The sequence below is a fragment of the Paenibacillus sp. EKM211P genome (assembly GCF_011066175.1).
In the GTDB taxonomy this organism is placed as follows: domain Bacteria; phylum Bacillota; class Bacilli; order Paenibacillales; family Paenibacillaceae; genus Paenibacillus; species Paenibacillus polymyxa.
Genome location: NZ_JAAMNS010000022.1, coordinates 43,783 through 60,516, shown reverse-complemented (window position 1 = coordinate 60,516; position 16,734 = coordinate 43,783). Strand labels below are relative to the sequence as shown.

12 protein-coding genes and 1 tRNA gene are annotated in these 16,734 nt (G+C 44.4%); 10 read left to right on the top strand and 3 right to left on the bottom strand.

Annotation, left to right across the window (positions count from 1 at the left end; all coding sequences use genetic code 11):
* Positions 1 to 85 precede the first annotated feature (85 nt).
* Positions 86 to 1,126, bottom strand: a complete 1,041-nt coding sequence (locus G9G57_RS23430; protein ID WP_164965617.1) for a LacI family DNA-binding transcriptional regulator — start codon at positions 1,124 to 1,126, stop codon at positions 86 to 88.
* A gap of 293 nt (positions 1,127 to 1,419) precedes the next feature.
* On the opposite strand from G9G57_RS23430, the gene G9G57_RS23425 reads away from it, so the two are divergent.
* The 5 genes from G9G57_RS23425 (at position 1,420) to G9G57_RS23405 (ending at position 9,282) form a co-directional block, all read left to right on the top strand.
* A complete protein-coding gene (locus G9G57_RS23425; protein ID WP_164965616.1) occupies positions 1,420 to 2,748 on the top strand; it encodes an ABC transporter substrate-binding protein in 1,329 nt (442 codons plus the stop codon).
* A gap of 194 nt (positions 2,749 to 2,942) precedes the next feature.
* Positions 2,943 to 3,836, top strand: coding sequence for a carbohydrate ABC transporter permease (locus tag G9G57_RS23420; protein ID WP_016818625.1), 894 nt, complete (start codon positions 2,943 to 2,945; stop codon positions 3,834 to 3,836).
* Positions 3,836 to 4,654, top strand: coding sequence for a carbohydrate ABC transporter permease (locus tag G9G57_RS23415; protein ID WP_017427404.1), 819 nt, complete (start codon positions 3,836 to 3,838; stop codon positions 4,652 to 4,654). Before G9G57_RS23420 ends, G9G57_RS23415 begins: the two co-directional genes overlap by 1 nt.
* Before the next feature lie 23 nt (positions 4,655 to 4,677).
* Positions 4,678 to 6,024, top strand: coding sequence for a GH1 family beta-glucosidase (locus tag G9G57_RS23410; protein WP_164965615.1), 1,347 nt, complete (start codon positions 4,678 to 4,680; stop codon positions 6,022 to 6,024).
* 18 nt (positions 6,025 to 6,042) lie between these two features.
* Positions 6,043 to 9,282, top strand: coding sequence for a cellobiose phosphorylase (locus G9G57_RS23405; protein ID WP_164965614.1), 3,240 nt, complete (start codon positions 6,043 to 6,045; stop codon positions 9,280 to 9,282).
* Positions 9,283 to 9,357: 75 nt separating this feature from the next.
* On the opposite strand, the gene G9G57_RS23400 is transcribed toward G9G57_RS23405, so the two are convergent.
* Together G9G57_RS23400 and G9G57_RS23395 are read right to left on the bottom strand one after the other, a co-directional pair.
* On the bottom strand, positions 9,358 to 10,122 hold the full coding sequence (locus G9G57_RS23400; RefSeq protein ID WP_016818629.1) for an exodeoxyribonuclease III: 765 nt from the start codon (positions 10,120 to 10,122) through the stop codon (positions 9,358 to 9,360).
* A gap of 216 nt (positions 10,123 to 10,338) precedes the next feature.
* Positions 10,339 to 10,412 (bottom strand) — tRNA-Arg (locus tag G9G57_RS23395).
* A 237-nt stretch (positions 10,413 to 10,649) separates the two neighbouring features.
* Here G9G57_RS23395 and G9G57_RS23390 point away from each other — a divergent pair.
* The 5 genes from G9G57_RS23390 (at position 10,650) to ispG (ending at position 16,537) form a co-directional block, all read left to right on the top strand.
* Positions 10,650 to 11,582, top strand: coding sequence for a hypothetical protein (locus tag G9G57_RS23390; protein ID WP_016818406.1), 933 nt, complete (start codon positions 10,650 to 10,652; stop codon positions 11,580 to 11,582).
* Between the two features lie 143 nt (positions 11,583 to 11,725).
* A complete protein-coding gene (gene tig, locus G9G57_RS23385) occupies positions 11,726 to 13,039 on the top strand; it encodes a trigger factor (RefSeq protein ID WP_017427409.1) in 1,314 nt (437 codons plus the stop codon).
* 409 nt (positions 13,040 to 13,448) lie between these two features.
* Entirely contained in the window at positions 13,449 to 14,039 is a 591-nt protein-coding gene (gene clpP / locus G9G57_RS23380; RefSeq protein ID WP_016324659.1) for an ATP-dependent Clp endopeptidase proteolytic subunit ClpP, read from the top strand.
* A gap of 12 nt (positions 14,040 to 14,051) precedes the next feature.
* Positions 14,052 to 15,308: an ATP-dependent protease ATP-binding subunit ClpX gene (gene clpX, locus G9G57_RS23375; protein ID WP_013372695.1), complete on the top strand. Its 1,257-nt coding sequence runs from the start codon at positions 14,052 to 14,054 to the stop codon at positions 15,306 to 15,308.
* Positions 15,309 to 15,418: 110 nt separating this feature from the next.
* Positions 15,419 to 16,537 carry a flavodoxin-dependent (E)-4-hydroxy-3-methylbut-2-enyl-diphosphate synthase gene (gene ispG, locus G9G57_RS23370; RefSeq protein WP_017427410.1) on the top strand — a complete coding sequence of 373 codons (1,119 nt, stop codon included), beginning with the start codon at positions 15,419 to 15,421 and terminating at the stop codon, positions 16,535 to 16,537.
* Positions 16,538 to 16,734 lie beyond the last annotated feature (197 nt).

Genomic DNA, 16,734 nt, shown 5'->3' with positions numbered 1-16,734 from the left:
TAAACGAAAGGTCTTTAGATAGATAATTAAATTGCAGAAAGGTGACTTCTGAACTCGACAGGAGTCACCCTTTTTAAGGTATATGCTATCCCTTGATCCTCGTATGGTTCCAATTTTGCCGAGCTCCGCAGGAGGTACGAATGACTAGTTCGGGCTCTACTTTAATACATTTTGTATTCATTTGTTTATTCATAAGGTCAAACAGCACCATAGCGGCTAGACGGCCTATTTTTTGCTTGTCTTGTTTTACAGTCGTCAGCGGAGGATCTGTATAACGACAAGCTTCAATATCATCACATCCTACTACGGCGATATCCTCGGGTACCCTCAAGCCGCTTTCCTTAAAAGCACGGATGGCGCCAAAGGCAAGCAGGTCGGTAGCCGCAAAAATAGCTCTTGGTAAATCACCTTGCTGTATCCACGCCTTTGCGATCTGGTACCCATCCTCTGCCGCATAGTCCTTACCATACACGATCCATTCAGGTCTGAAATCAAGGCTAAACCGCTTTAGTGAAGCGATAAATGCTTCCTCTCTCTCTTTAATAACCAAGGAGGGGCGTTCAATGCCTATAAAACCCATCTCGCGGTATCCATTCATGTAAAAGTGCTCAACAACCTTCATTGAGATCTTTTGATTGTCGGACATAATGTAGCAGGAACTGGCTCCGGTTAGCTCAATATCGACACCGATGCAGGGGATAGGACTGGCGTCGAGATCGAAAACACTTTTCTCCACTTCGTCCCCAGCAATAATAATGCACCCGTCCACTGAAAAATATTTCGAGCGAGCCAAATAGTCCTCTCCATTATCTAGAAATTTTTCATTTGAAAAAAACAGCAGGTCATAACCGAGCAAGCCAATCTGCTTTTTGAAAACATTAATGATGTCCACAAAAAAAGGATGACTAAAATCGACATTCAGCTTGCCAGCGAATATAACGCCTACCAGATTGGATTTTTTGGTAGCAAGTGTTTTAGCCGAGGAGGAAGGTCTATAGCCTGTTTCCTCCATAATTTTAAGTACTCGCTGCCGGGTTTCCTCACTGATATCTGTGTAATTGTTTATGATTTTCGAAACCGTCGCTACTGAAACGCCTGCCATACTAGCTATTGTTTTTATATTCATGGAATCCTCCGCAACTAAACTGATTTAGTTAAATTGACTTTGCATTCTAAAATTAATGATTACTCGTATTCTATGCTACCTCATAGAAGAGAGTCAACCGTGCTATTAAAGGATAAATCCTAATATATTATGGATAATGAAGTTCGATTTAACGATAGTTAATGATTTTTTGATAATTTACAAATTGCTATTTACAAATACAGGCTATTCGATACATAATAGTAGCTGTAATTAACTAAACCGCTTTCGTAAAGTAAATGCATTTATTCTAAGATTACAGGGGGAATTTTGCAATGCTGAAAAAGTGTCTTTCTTTATTTATTGTAACCGCTTTAGTTGTGTTGTTAGCCGCTTGCGGCAAAGGCAGCGAAGCTGGACAGAACGGGAATAAAAAGGTCACGTTAAAGATTATTCATTGGCAGCAGGAGAACATCAATAACTACATCAAGGAATTTAATAAAAAGTTTGAAGAGAAGTATCCTGATGTTCAGGTGGAGTATACGACGGTTCCTGCTGATTCCACTTATGATCAACTGATGCAAACGCGTATGAATGCGGGTTCAACCGGTGATGCAGATATTATTCCTCTGAAATTCAGCTTCGTAGGCGCCCCACAGGAATGGTCTAAGGGAGCTGCTGATCCGATGTGGAAGCAGTGGATCGAGGGAGGACTCATTGCAGATCTGTCAGATCAAGCTTTTATCAAAAACTATAATCCTACAGATGTCAAAAATGCCATGACCTATAACGACAAGGTATACGGTGTAAACATGGGTAAGGTGGCCCTGACAGGTCTGTTTTACAACAAAGAGATTTTTGAAAAATATAATCTTGCTGTGCCCACGACATGGGACGAACTGGTGAATGTTATGAAGGTGCTCAAGGATAACGGTGTAGAACCGATTGGTTTCGGCGGTAAAGATGTATGGCCTATCAACCTTGCTGTCCAAGGGCTTCAGGCCTCTATCCATGATGATCAGTTGGAATACATCAAAGGGTTGTGGACAGGTAAAACAAAACTGACTGACCCTGTCCAGCTTGAGGTGCTGGAAAAATCACAAATTTTGATGAACAATGCCATTGGTGGATTTATGGGAATTGACTATGGAACCTTGCCAAGCTTATTTGCTTCCGGGCGTGTAGCGATGATTGCGGATGGTACGTGGGATGCAACTACGATTCAGACAGCCAATCCAGAGCTGAAATTTGGTTATTTCCCGATCCCGGGCAGTAACGACCCCGCCAAAAATAAAAACCTGGCAGGCAAGTATGATATGACCTGGATGGTACTAGAAAAGTCACCAAACAAGGAGTATGCGATCAAATGGCTTGAAATGCTCTCTGAGAAACAGAACTACACGGATTTTGTGAATGCTGCTGGATTTTTGCCAACACAGTCTGATGTGAAGATAAGCAGCGATTTCGTTAATGAAATCCAGCCTTCACTGGAAAACTTCAAGCTCTCTTGGGATCAGCTGTTTATCAATCGTAAGAATGTTGGACAGTACATTAAGGAAGCCAGTGTACATGCGGAATTTTTGGCGCCTGCCGGTCCGTTAAAAACGCCTTTGGAGCTTGCGCAGAAATCTCAAGCAGACTGGGATGCGGCAGCCCCTAAATAAATCTACAGATTTTACAGGAAAACAAATGAAAACTGTAAAGCTCCCATAATAGAGGACTTTGCAAAAATCCAATAAGCGACTTTCAATGAATAATATATAGATCGAAATGGTCTAGTTCGTCTATATATTACACTTTGGAGCGACTGGAATCGAATTTTGCAAAATCCCGAATAATGTGAAAAGGTGTGAGACCCATGTATCCCTTTGGAAAGGGTGCTGCCCGGATAATGCCCTATCTTCTGCTGAGTATTCCGGTGCTGCTCTATTTGCTTCTTGGTTTTGGACCCTCTATGGTAACCGTGCTTTTTTCCTTTACAGATGCTACCGGGGTTCCGGGACAGACGTGGAATTTTATCGGATTTGAGAATTACACGACCTTTTTCACCTCCTCCGATTCTGGAGATCGTATTGCTTCCATTGGCCGTTCCTTATATTTTGCCGTAGCGGTGGTTGTGATCCAAAACGCAGTTGGGCTATTCATGGCTATCCTTATTAATAAAAAGCTCAAAGGTGATGTGTTATATCGCTCTGTATTTTTTCTGCCCGTTGTGCTCGGGGTAACGGTATCCGGTCTGATCTGGCAGCTGCTTGCCAATCCGCTTGGCGGTCCTGCGCAAGCATTGCTGAACTTTTTTGGAACCAGCTCCAACTTCTTTGGGGATTATGATATTGCATTTGAATTGGTCATTTTTGTGCAAATTTGGATGTACATGGGTTACTCGATGACTATTTTCTTAGCTGGACTCCAATCCATTCCTAGTGACTTATATGAAGCGGGATATATGGACGGCGCTTCTGGATGGAAAGCGTTCAAAAATATTACCTTTCCAATGATTGCACCGTCCTTTACCGTCAATATGCTGCTATCCATTATCGGCGCCTTGCAAACCTTTGACATTATTTATGTGCTGACAGGGGGTAAATTCAACACGACGACACTTGCATTTGATGTATATGCCACAGCCTTTGGCTCCGGGACATCAGATTATGGTCTTGCTTCCGCAGTTGCGATGATCCAGTTTGTATTCGTGTTTACGGTATCAATGATTGCACTCTATTACTTGCGCAGAAGAGAGGTGGAAATGTAATGAGCAGTAGCAAAGGAACCAAAATAGTGAGCTACACCATCGTACTGCTCATGCTTTCGTTATATGTACTCCCGCTTTTCTACCTTTTTAATGTATCAATGAAGACGCAAAGCGAGTATTTGATGGATCCTGTAGCGCTAGCCAAGGGTCTGCGTTTGGAGAATTTCATGGATGCTTGGGATAAAGGGAATTTCTCTCAATATATGTGGAACAGTATTTTGTATACAGGAGTTTCTACGTTATTAACCCTGATTATATCCGTGTTTGCCGCCTTTCCGCTGGCACGGGGATATGTTAAGTTCAGCACCTTCTTTTATGTGTTTTTCCTGATTTCCATGTATCTCCCCAATCCGCTAATTCCGCAATTTGCCCTTATTAATAGTCTGGGACTGTACAATACACAGCTTGGTTTTATTTTGCTGAAAACGACAGGTACCGGCATCGCTTTTCTGATGTTTGTGGGGTATATCAAGTCTGTCTCCCGAGAGCTGGATGAAGCGGCTGCAATGGACGGATGCGGTTATTCACGTTATTTGTTCACGATTCTTGTACCACTGATGAAGCCCGTGTTGGCGACAGGCATCATTTTGACAGCCATTGGTGCATGGAACGACATTATAGGTCCTACCATTTATTTGTCTGATCCCGCCTATCAGCCAGTGACCAAGGGACTGTTCTCTTTCTATGGACAATACATGAACAACTGGCCGCTGCTTGCTTGCGGTATCTTGATTGTTACACTCCCGCTGGTTATTTTGTATATTTTCCTCCAGCGCTTTATTGTCGGCGGTGCAATGGCTGGAGCTGTGAAGTCTTGATTCCTGAAAGGACGGTACCGAGTATGAGCGAGAATACCTTTATATTTCCTGCCACGTTTATATGGGGAACTTCAACCTCTTCTTATCAAATTGAAGGGGGTACAGATGAGGGCGGCAGAACGCCCTCCATTTGGGATACTTTTTGTCAAATCCCCGGGAAGGTAATCGGAGGGGACTGTGGAGATGTAGCATGTGATCATTTTCACCACTTTAAAGAAGACGTGCAATTAATGAAACAGCTTGGTTTTTTACATTATCGTTTTTCTGTAGCTTGGCCACGTATTATGCCCGCGCCTGGCATTATTAACGAAGAGGGGTTGCTCTTCTACGAGCATCTGCTGGATGAGATTGAGTTGGCTGGACTGATCCCGATGCTGACGCTGTATCATTGGGATCTACCGCAGTGGATTGAGGACGAGGGTGGATGGACACAGCGAGAGACTATCCAACATTTTAAAACGTATGCCTCTGTAATCATGGATCGATTCGGCGAGCGGATAAACTGGTGGAATACGATAAATGAGCCTTATTGCGCCTCTATTTTGGGCTATGGTACAGGAGAGCATGCCCCTGGCCATGAGAACTGGAGGGAAGCCTTTACTGCCGCCCATCATATTCTGATGTGTCATGGGATTGCCAGCAATTTGCACAAGGAGAAAGGGTTAACGGGTAAGATTGGCATTACGTTGAACATGGAACATGTGGATGCGGCTTCCGAGCGACCCGAGGACGTGGCTGCTGCCATCAGAAGAGATGGCTTTATTAATCGTTGGTTTGCGGAGCCATTGTTTAACGGAAAGTATCCTGAAGATATGGTGGAATGGTACGGAACGTATCTGAATGGATTGGATTTTGTACAGCATGGTGATATGGAGCTGATTCAGCAACCAGGGGATTTTTTGGGCATTAACTATTATTCCCGCAGCATCATTCGATCAACGAACGACGCTTCGTTGCTGCAAGTAGAGCAGGTTCACATGGAGGAGCCAGTAACGGACATGGGATGGGAGATTCACCCTGAATCTTTTTATAAGCTGCTGACACGGATTGAGAAGGATTTTAGCAAGGGCTTGCCCATTCTGATTACGGAAAATGGAGCAGCGATGAGGGATGAACTGGTAAATGGGCAGATTGAGGATACCGGGCGTCAGCGCTATATTGAAGAACATTTAAAGGCCTGTCATCGCTTCATTAGAGAGGGAGGCCAGCTCAAGGGGTATTTTGTCTGGTCTTTCCTTGATAACTTTGAATGGGCCTGGGGCTACAGCAAGCGTTTTGGCATTGTGCATATCAATTACGAGACGCAGGAACGGACTCCCAAACAAAGTGCGCTATGGTTCAAGCAAATGATGGCAAAGAACGGGTTTTAAATAGAAAAGGGGGATACGATGCAGCCGTATTATTTTGACAATCAAGGACGTTTTGTGATTGAAAATTTTGCGCATGCCAAGCCCTTTTCCAGTTTCTTGCCCGGCATTGCTGGTGTTCAGGGGATTCCCCTGTGGGCGTATTATGTTAATCGTGGACAAGGAATTGCGAGCTTTGGTGTGGAGGATAAAAATGGAGCGATTATGGAATTTTTTCCGGCTAACCGCAGCTATAGTCTCGTACCGATCCATGGCTTCCGTACCTTTTTAAAGGTAAAAAGGCAGGATGAGTGGAGCTATATGGAGCCGTTTTCGGTTGTGCGTCCTTTGGAGCATGAGCAACAAAAAATGTTAATATCCCGCCATATGCTGGAAATTAATAGCCTTCATCCAGATATAGGGCTGGAGGTGCGTGTGCAATATTTTACGCTTCCTCATGAAAGTTACGCTGCTTTGGTGCGCAAGGTTGAGATTGTCAATCATTCCGATCAAGAACTTGAGCTGGAGGTGCTGGATGGCATGCCGGCTGTGCTGCCCTTCGGTATTGACAATACGGCTTACAAGGAGCTTGGATATACACTGAAAAGCTGGATGGATGTGTATAACCTCAATAACGGCATACCTTACTATAAGGTACGTGGAAGTACAGCGGATACAAGTGAGGTCCATCAGATTGAGGCGGGACATTTTATGTATAGCTTTGTGGAGCAGGATGGCAAGGCCAGACTAGTACGTCCCATTGTCGATCCGTCCATTATATTTGGTGAAAATACGTCCCTGACCTTCCCTGATTGCTTTATCCATACACGTGTTGAAGACCTGATATCACAGCAGCCAGTGACGACGAATAAAGTGCCTTGTGGGTTTAGCGGTTATGCGGCACGATTGGCGGCAGGTACAGCTGTAAATCACTGTTCGGTCATCGGGCATGTGAATGATATTCAATTGATCAATAAACGGATTACAGAAATTGCAACGATGTCTTATATCGATCAAAAGGCGAAGGAAGCTAGAACGTTAGTTGAAGAGTTGACGGATGGAATGGCCACGCAGACATCCATTCCGTTGTTTGACGAATACTGTCGTCAGAGCTATCTGGATAATCTGTTACGTGGTGGTTATCCATTATTGCTGGACAACGGCACGGAGCAACCCTTTGTGTATCATGTATTTTCGCGCAAGCATGGGGATCTGGAACGAGACTATAATTTTTTCAAACTTCAGGCGGGGTATTATTCTCAAGGAAATGGTAATTTCCGCGATGCGAACCAGAATCGGAGAAATGATGTGTGGTTTAACCCGGACGTCGGAGATTTTAATATTCGTTTGTTTATGAGCCTGATTCAGCCGGATGGCTATAATCCGCTTGTTGTAAAAGGCTGTAGCTTTCAAATACGAGAGCTCGAACCGTTGCTGGAACAGGTGGAAGTGGCGGCCCATTCGTCTTTGTGTACTTTTTTTCAATCATCATTTACCCCGGGCGAGCTGATTCAGCACATCATTCATGACAATATTGGACTAAAGCAAACGGTAGAGACATTTGTGATCGAAGCCCTCAAGCATTCCGAACAATGCTATGAGGCTGATTTTGGTGAAGGCTTCTGGATCGACCATTGGACTTATAATATGGATCTAATCGAAAGCTATTTGAGTATCTTTCCAGACAAACAAGAAGAACTCCTGCTCTCGACCAGGGAGTACATGTATTACGACAGTCCGGCATGGGTACAGCCGCGCCGAAACAAATACGTGCAGATGAAGGATGGACGTATTCGTCAGTACGGAGCGGTTGTAGAAAGCAAGGAGAAGGAAGCTCAACTTCACATGCGGAGTCGTGATGTTCACTGGGTTCGAACCGGACGAGGCAACGGAGAGATTTACAAGTCCAATTTGTACGAGAAGCTGCTGTCCTTGGCAGCCATCAAGCTGTCTACATTAGATCCAGAAGGCTTGGGAATTGAGATGGAGGCGGGGAAACCAGGATGGAATGATTCCATGAACGGACTTCCGGGGCTGTTTGCTTCGGGCTTTAGTGAGCTATGCGAGTTACAGCGACTCGTAAGATTTTTAATACATGCACAGATGAAGCTTTCGGCAGACTTTGTGCTGAGACTACCGCTAGAGGTCGCCAGGTTGATCCAAGAATTAGGGCTCGCAGTTGAAGAGTACTACCACGATTTTAATGATGCGGAGCCTGGGAATGGTAGTGCCGATCATGGCTTCTGGTCACGGATTTCGGATGCTAGAGAAGCATATCGCGAAACGGTTCGTTTTGGATTTGAAGGGACCGAAGCAGCATTATCCTTTGATGATGTGCTGGTGTTTTTGCAGCGGGCTGAACGTAAGATTCAAGAGGGGATGGATAAGGCTCTGCGTATAGGAAAGGGGATATACCCAACCTTCTTTTATTATGAAGCCAAAGAATTCGAGGTACAGGAGGATGAGAACGGGGGGATGTTTGTAAATATACATTCCTTTAAACGCAAGGATATACCGTTCTTCCTAGAAGGGCCAACCCGGGCTATGAAAGTAACTGGCGACATTATAAATGGGCGCAAGCTGTATCGACAAATCAGACAGAGCGAGCTTTACGACAAAAAGCTGGGTATGTATAAGGTGAATGAGAGTCTGGCGGGGCAGCCGTTTGAACTGGGCCGTTCCAGAGCTTTCACGCCAGGGTGGCTGGAAAATGAATCGATATTTATGCATATGGAATATAAATATTTACTTGAGTGTTTAAAGGTGGGTCTATACACTGAATTTTTTGCCGACATCCAAAAAGCGCTACCCCCTTTTATGGACGCTGCGATCTATGGAAGAAGTACGCTGGAAAACAGTTCCTTTATTGCTAGCAGTGCTAATCCTGATGCAAGTTTGCATGGAACGGGCTATATTGCGAGGCTGAGTGGATCAACGGCAGAATTTATTCATATGTGGCTATGGATGATGACAGGCGGGCAGCCATTTGGCTATGATTCTAGGGGGCTTACCTTGAAGCTGGAGCCCAAGTTGCCAGGCTGGCTGTTCACAGCTACAGGTGAGTTAACCTTCTGCTTTCTCGGAAGCTGCCAGGTGACGTATTATAATACAAGTCGCATGGATACTTACGCGCCGGACTGCATAGTGAAACAGTATATACTGCATTATAGCAATGAGGAACAGAAGACAATAAACCAGGCTGTATTAGACCAAAAAGAGGCGCAGGATGTGAGAGACCGGCTGGTTTCTCGTATCGAGGTGCATCTGGAGAGATCGCTTTAATTCATTTAAGCCGTCATGCTGCCAAACGGAGCATGACGGCTTTTTAAGACCCTAATTTCTTGTATTAGTGCGGAATTACGCGGAAATATCTTGCAAATCTAATATAACAGGGCAGTGGTCACTGCCTGTAATATGGCAATCAATACTCGCATCTATTAAAAGCGGACGAAGCCGCTCCGAGACGAGGAAGTAATCAATCCGCCAGCCGATATTCCGTTCTCTCACCTTTGGCATATAGGACCACCAGGAATAAACATCCGTTCGATCAGGATAAAAATATCTGAAGGTGTCTATAAATCCAGCGTTGAGCAGCTGTGACATGCGGTCTCGTTCCTCGGGCGTGAAGCCAGCATTTCCGTAGTTGGCTTTGGCATTTTTGAGATCGATCTCCTGATGAGCCACGTTCAAGTCTCCGCAAATGATGACAGGCTTCAGAGTGTCTAGTTGTTGCAGATAGTTGCGAAAACGGTCTTCCCATTCGAGCCTGTATGGCAATCGGGATAAATCCCGTTTGGTATTCGGTGTGTACACATTGACAAGATAAAATTTTTCAAATTCCAGCGTAAGGGTTCGACCCTCCGGTTCTTCATTTTCTTCAAGTCCATAATGCACAGAGAGCGGCTTGATTTTGGTGAAAATAGCTGTGCCAGAATACCCTTTTTTCTCAGCATAATTCCAGTATTGCATGTATTCCTCCATGTTCTCCATGAGGATTTGTCCTTCTTGAAGCTTCGTTTCCTGTACGCAAAAAATATCGGCATTCGTTTCTTTTAGATAAGTATAGAATCCTTTGGTTACACAGGCTCTTAAGCCATTTACATTCCAAGATATTAATTTCATTTGAAATTACTCCTTACTACTCCACGCAGTCAAGCGGTGTAATGGGTATATCCTCGATTAAAAGGCTGTCCCAGACAAGCGCTCGAACAGCGCTACGGAAACAGCCTTTTCTACATTAAAATAGGTTGTAATACGATGCTGGGCTCCAACGTTCACGGTGGGTCCTATTTCGCTGGAAAATAAAAAAAGCTTCCTAAATAGGAAGCTTCGGCTATACGTCCCAGGAGGGATTCGAACCCCCGACCGACGGCTTAGAAGGCCGTTGCTCTATCCAGCTGAGCTACTGGGACATAAAATTCAAGCGAATATTAATATATCATATGGATGAAAAAGATTCAAGTCTTATTTTGCATTTATCGTTTATTTGGGCTCTACACCACATAAATTCAGACTACACATCGTTTTTTTTGCCTTATAAAAGGGTATGTTAGAATACAGGTGAATATGTTGAAGACGAGTGGTTGAACTTCGGCTGCTGTTTCTCATATAATCTACAAATACTTAGCTTGCGGAGGAGAGGGGGTGCCTTGAAAATAAAGGACTCCAAGGTGACGACAAAAGAAAATAATATCGTATTGTTTCCGAAGACACTGGACTACTATCAAATTCAACTTACGGTGATGCTTGAAAACGAACGTTACGGAGAGGCGATGGCGATGCTGCGCTTTTTGATGCAGTGTCAGGGACAGGAGCAGAAACAATACGATGAATGGAACGCTCTATCACAATGGTTGGAAGCTGCATTTCCACAGTATGCTGACAGCGGAGCGGTAACGGACAATGTGGAAGAAGACGAAGTCAGTGAAGTTGAGTTGGCTCGCCGTCATGCACGTTTTAAGCAGGAACAGGATGCAGGCTACGGTAACAAGCTTTTGCAGATGGCTATGGATCAACCGTTATCCGAACAGACGATTCTAGCTTTGGAACAGCTATCTTACTTGGAACTGCCGGAGATCGACGATGCTTTGCTTCGCTGGATTACTGAACGGGAAATCCATCCTCTTCTCCAATTCCGTGTTCTACAGACATTGAGACGCCGCGGAATGGAAGGGACGATAGAAATCAGACGAGGGGATGAAAAGACAGAAATCGATATTGAAACGGTTCCGTTACAGCCTGATGAGTTTCCAGAGGCGATTATGCGTATTTTGGAACGGGTAGCCGACCAGACTGAAGTGCATGAGCCCACACTATTCTATTTTGCACAGGAGCTGTGGTCACAGTTTGTGATGGCCGTGTACGGTACGAAAGATTATAGATCAATGTTGGTAGAAGAGGACGGAATGCCGGATATTTGGGCAGCAGCACTCCATCAGACCGTTTCGGAAAGTTTGAACGGGAACAATAATGAAGAAGAAACCCGCGCTATATATGGCATTACAGATGCACTACGCTTCCGTTTTGAGCAAGCATATCGGTCGATGCGATTATTCGTAGCGGCGGGAATGAACACTCCTTAATGACCGGAAACGTTTACCTGTTAAAGCATTCAAGGGCTGCTCTTGAAAAAGACAGTAATGTTAGATATACTATAGTGGTTATTTTGTGTGCGTTGATTGTAATGAAAACTAAGTGAAGATTTTGTTGGAGGGGAAAGCATAAAATGAAAGCAACTTGGGAGAAAATAGAGAAGAACCTTGGGGTTCTTGAAGTTGAGGTAGACGCGGATCGTGTAGCCGCTGCACTCGACAAAGCTTTTAATAAAGTGGTTAAACAAGTAAGCGTACCAGGATTCCGTAAAGGTAAAGTGCCACGTCCTATCTTTGAAAAACGTTATGGCATTGAAAGTCTGTACCAGGATGCAATTGACTTCCTGTTGCCAGAAGCATACAGCCAAGCTGTAGAGCAAACAGACATCTTCCCAGTAGATAGCCCAGATGTTGAAATTGATCAATTTGCTAAAGGCGAAACTTTCAAATTCAAAGCAAAAGTTACTGTTAAACCTGAAGTAACTTTGGGCGATTACAAAGGCGTAGAAGTGCCTGTAAGCAAAATCGAAGTAAGCGACGAAGAACTGGCTCAAGAGCTGGAGCGCCTGCAACAACGTCATGCTGAATTGGTTGTCGTTGATGAAGATGCTGCTCAATCCGGCGATACAGCTATCATTGACTTCGACGGTTCCGTAGACGGTGTACAGTTCGAAGGTGGACAAGCTGAGAAGTATTCTCTGGAACTGGGTTCCAATACCTTCATCCCTGGCTTTGAAGATCAAGTGATTGGTTTGCACACTGGTGATTCCAAGGACGTTGAAGTAACGTTCCCTGAGAACTACCATTCTGCTGACCTCGCTGGTAAACAAGCTGTATTTAAAGTGAAAGTTCATGAACTGAAACGCAAAGTTCTTCCTGAATTGGACGATGAATTTGCTAAAGATGTAAGTGAATTTGACACACTTGCTGAATTCAAGGAAGACTTGAAAAAGCAATTGCTGGAACGCAAAGAAAACGAAGCTAAAGCAGCTCGTGAGGGCGCTGTAGTGGAGAAAGTTGCTGAAAATGCAACAATCGACATTCCTGAGGCAATGGTTAAGAGTGAAGTGCAAAACATGGTTCGCGATTTCGACAACCGTCTGCGCAGCCAAGGCATGAATCTTGAAATGTTCCTCGGCTTCTCCGGTCAAAGCAAAGAAGACCTGGAAGAGCAAATGAAAGCTGATGCTGAGAAGCGCGTACGCAACAACCTCGTGCTGGAGCAAGTGGCTAAAGCAGAAAACATCGAAGTTTCCGAAGCGGAAATTAATGAAGAGCTGCAAAACATGGCGGATGCTTACAAACGTTCTGTAGAAGAGATCCGCAGCATTCTGGAAAGTAACGGCTCGTTCGCTAACTTGAAAGAAGAGATCTCACTGCGCAAAACAATCGCTTTGCTGGTTGAAAACAGCAAAGAAGTTGAAGCGCCAGCTGCAGCTGCTGAGTAATTTAAACGATAAAATATACGGTGTATGCTGTAACAGGCTGCAACGTAGTAATTAGATAAGGATAAGGCACGTAGTGAAAGTTACGTGCCTTATTTTTACCTTAGACAATCCAAATTTTAGTCGTTTATGGAAAGCGCTGTGAATGGTGTTTTCTGTTTTACATAAGTCACTACCGTACATTTGCACATACATACGAAACATGGTTAAATATGAGAAGGTCTCGGCAGGACGTCTGTAAATAGCCTGCATTTTATATATGAGCACAGGCAAATATGACACGAGACTCTGAACATGTTAAAATATTTTGTAAGGTGTTCACGTTTCATGATTGCCGCTTCCGTTTTAATGGGACTTAAGGAAGCGGATGAATACAGGTGTTCATTTTAATAAAGAAAAGAGGTTGGTCGTGATGAGTCTCGTCCCTATGGTTGTGGAACAAACGAATCGAGGAGAACGATCTTACGATATTTACTCGCGGTTGCTTAAGGATCGCATCATTTTCCTAAGTGGCCCGATTGATGACGATGTCGCCAATCTCGTCATTGCACAGCTATTGTTCCTTTCTGCGGAAGACCCGGAGAAGGACATTAATTTGTACATTAACTCGCCAGGCGGTTCTGTTACTGCAGGCATGGGTATATATGATACAATGCAATTCATTAAGCCGGATGTATCGACGATTTGTGTAGGTATGGCTGCTAGTATGGGCTCTTTATTGCTCACAGCTGGTGCACCAGGCAAGAGATATGCACTTACCAATAGTGAAGTTATGATTCACCAGCCGCTCGGCGGCATTCAGGGGCAAGCCTCCGACATGCTGATTCATGCGGACTGGATTATCAAAACACGTGCCAAGCTGAATCAAATCTATGTGGAGCGTACAGGTCAGCCCCTCGAAAAAATCGAACGTGATACTGACCGGGATTTCTTCATGGAAGCGGAAGAGGCGAAAGCATACGGTATCATTGACCAGGTGCTGTCTAAACCGATTAATCTGTAAAGGGGTGGCTCTATGTTTAAATTTAATGATGAAAAAGGACAATTAAAATGTTCTTTCTGCGGTAAATCTCAGGATCAGGTTCGCAAGCTTGTTGCCGGACCGGGCGTATATATATGTGACGAATGCATCGAGTTGTGCACGGAAATTGTGGAGGAAGAATTGGGTCATGAAGAAGAAGTAGATCTGAAAGACATTCCAAAACCAATGCAAATCCGTGAAATTCTGGACCAATATGTTATTGGTCAGGATCAAGCGAAAAAATCATTGTCTGTTGCGGTATATAATCACTACAAACGTATTAATACACAAAACAAAATTGATGATGTGGAATTGCAAAAAAGTAACATTCTGATGCTTGGACCTACAGGTTCGGGTAAAACGTTACTTGCGCAAACCATGGCTAAAATTTTGAACGTCCCATTTGCTATCGCAGATGCCACTTCCCTTACGGAAGCGGGTTATGTGGGTGAAGACGTTGAAAACATTTTGCTGAAACTGATTCAAGCAGCCGATTATGATGTAGAAAAAGCCGAGCGCGGCATTATCTACATTGACGAAATTGATAAAGTAGCCCGCAAATCCGAAAACCCGTCCATTACGCGTGACGTATCGGGTGAAGGTGTACAGCAAGCGCTGCTTAAAATTTTGGAAGGCACAGTTGCTTCTGTACCTCCGCAAGGTGGTCGTAAGCATCCACATCAAGAATTCATTCAAATTGATACCACGAATATCCTGTTCATTTGCGGTGGTGCCTTTGATGGTCTGGAGCAAATGATCAAACGTCGTATCGGTAAGAAGGTCATCGGCTTTAACGCGACTAGTGAACAAAAAGATCTGAAACCAGGCGAATATACCTCCATGGTATTGCCAGAGGATCTGCTGAAATTCGGTCTGATTCCGGAATTCGTAGGACGTTTGCCAGTTATTTCTACGCTGGAGCCGCTTGATGAGAAGACATTGGTTCGTATTTTGTCTGAACCAAAAAATGCCTTGACCAAGCAATATCAGAAGATGCTGGAACTGGACAATGTGCAGCTGGAATTTAAGCAAGATGCTCTGGAAGCCATTGCTCGTGAGGCGATCAAGCGTAACACGGGTGCCCGTGGCCTTCGTGCAATCATCGAAGGTATTATGCTCGACGTTATGTACGAAGTTCCTTCCCGTGATGATGTGACGACTTGCGTCATCAACGAGCAGGTAGTAAAAGATAAAATCGCACCGGAACTCGGTGGTACAGATAAGGATAAAAAACAAGAAGAGAGCGCCTAAGGATTGATACTTCGCGATCTCTACAATATGAGAAGCCAGATCTCCACTTCACTAAACCCGTATGAGGTTTTATGGGGTGGAGGTTTGGCGTTAATGGGAGAGAAAAGTACATGTTCTTAAGACAAGACACACGTCCCGTTAAAGTCGGGAATCTGACGATTGGCGGCAGCAATGAAGTCATCATCCAAAGCATGTGTACAACCAAAACGGCAGATGTGGAAGCTACAGTAGCTGAGATTCTTCGCTTGGAAGAAGCCGGATGTCAGATAGTGCGGGTTACCGTCAACAATGAGGAAGCTGCCGCAGCTATTAAGGAAATTAAGAAGCGGATTCATATTCCTCTGGTTGCAGATATTCACTTTAATCACAAGCTGGCTCTACTGGCGATTGAAAATGGGATTGACAAGGTTCGTATTAACCCAGGCAACATTGGACGACGTGAAAAAGTGGAAGCAGTCGTTAAGGCGTGTAAAGAAAAAGGGATTCCGATTCGGATTGGTGTGAACGCCGGATCATTGGAACAGCATTTACTGGATAAGTATGGCTACCCTACGCCAGAAGCGATGGTAGAAAGTGCACTGTACCATATCGGGATACTCGAAGAACTTGATTTCCATGATATTATCGTATCACTGAAGGCTTCTGACGTTCCAATGGCGATTGCGGCTTACACGAAGGCAGCTGAAATTATTAAGTATCCCCTCCATTTGGGCATCACCGAAGCCGGTACACTCTTTACTGGAACGGTTAAAAGCGCAGCGGGTATGGGAGCACTGTTGGCAGCTGGTATCGGGTCCACCATGCGTATCTCGCTAAGTGCCGATCCGGTCGAAGAAGTGAAGGTAGCACGGGAGTTGCTCAAAACGTTTGGGTTGATCACGAATGCAGCTACATTGATTTCTTGTCCGACTTGCGGGCGTCTGGATATTGATCTGTTCTCTATTGCGAACGAAGTAGAAGATTACATTGCAAAACTCAAGGTGCCGATTAAAGTATCCGTACTGGGGTGTGCAGTTAACGGTCCGGGTGAAGCGAAGGAAGCTGATATCGGAATTGCCGGAGCACGTGGAGAAGGTCTATTGTTCCGTTATGGAAAGATGATTCGCAAAGTCCCTGAGGCTGAAATGGTTGACGAATTGAAAAAAGAAATTGATATCATCGTCAAGGCTTATGAGGAAACAGGTAAAATACCGGGACGTGAAGAGCGTCACACTGCCGAGAAGGTGTAGGCAAAAGCGGTTATTTTAAAACAGGTATAATCATAAACTATGGTCATCGTTTAAGCGCCGTGGAGAGCAGCTCTGCTACAGAACTGTTTTTCGCGGCGTTTTTGTATTTCTCTCTGATCTTTTGAAAGACAGCCGTTTAGCTCTCGTGGAAAAGGAAATACTGTCTTTCATAGAACAGCATTTTCAAATTGCTGAGA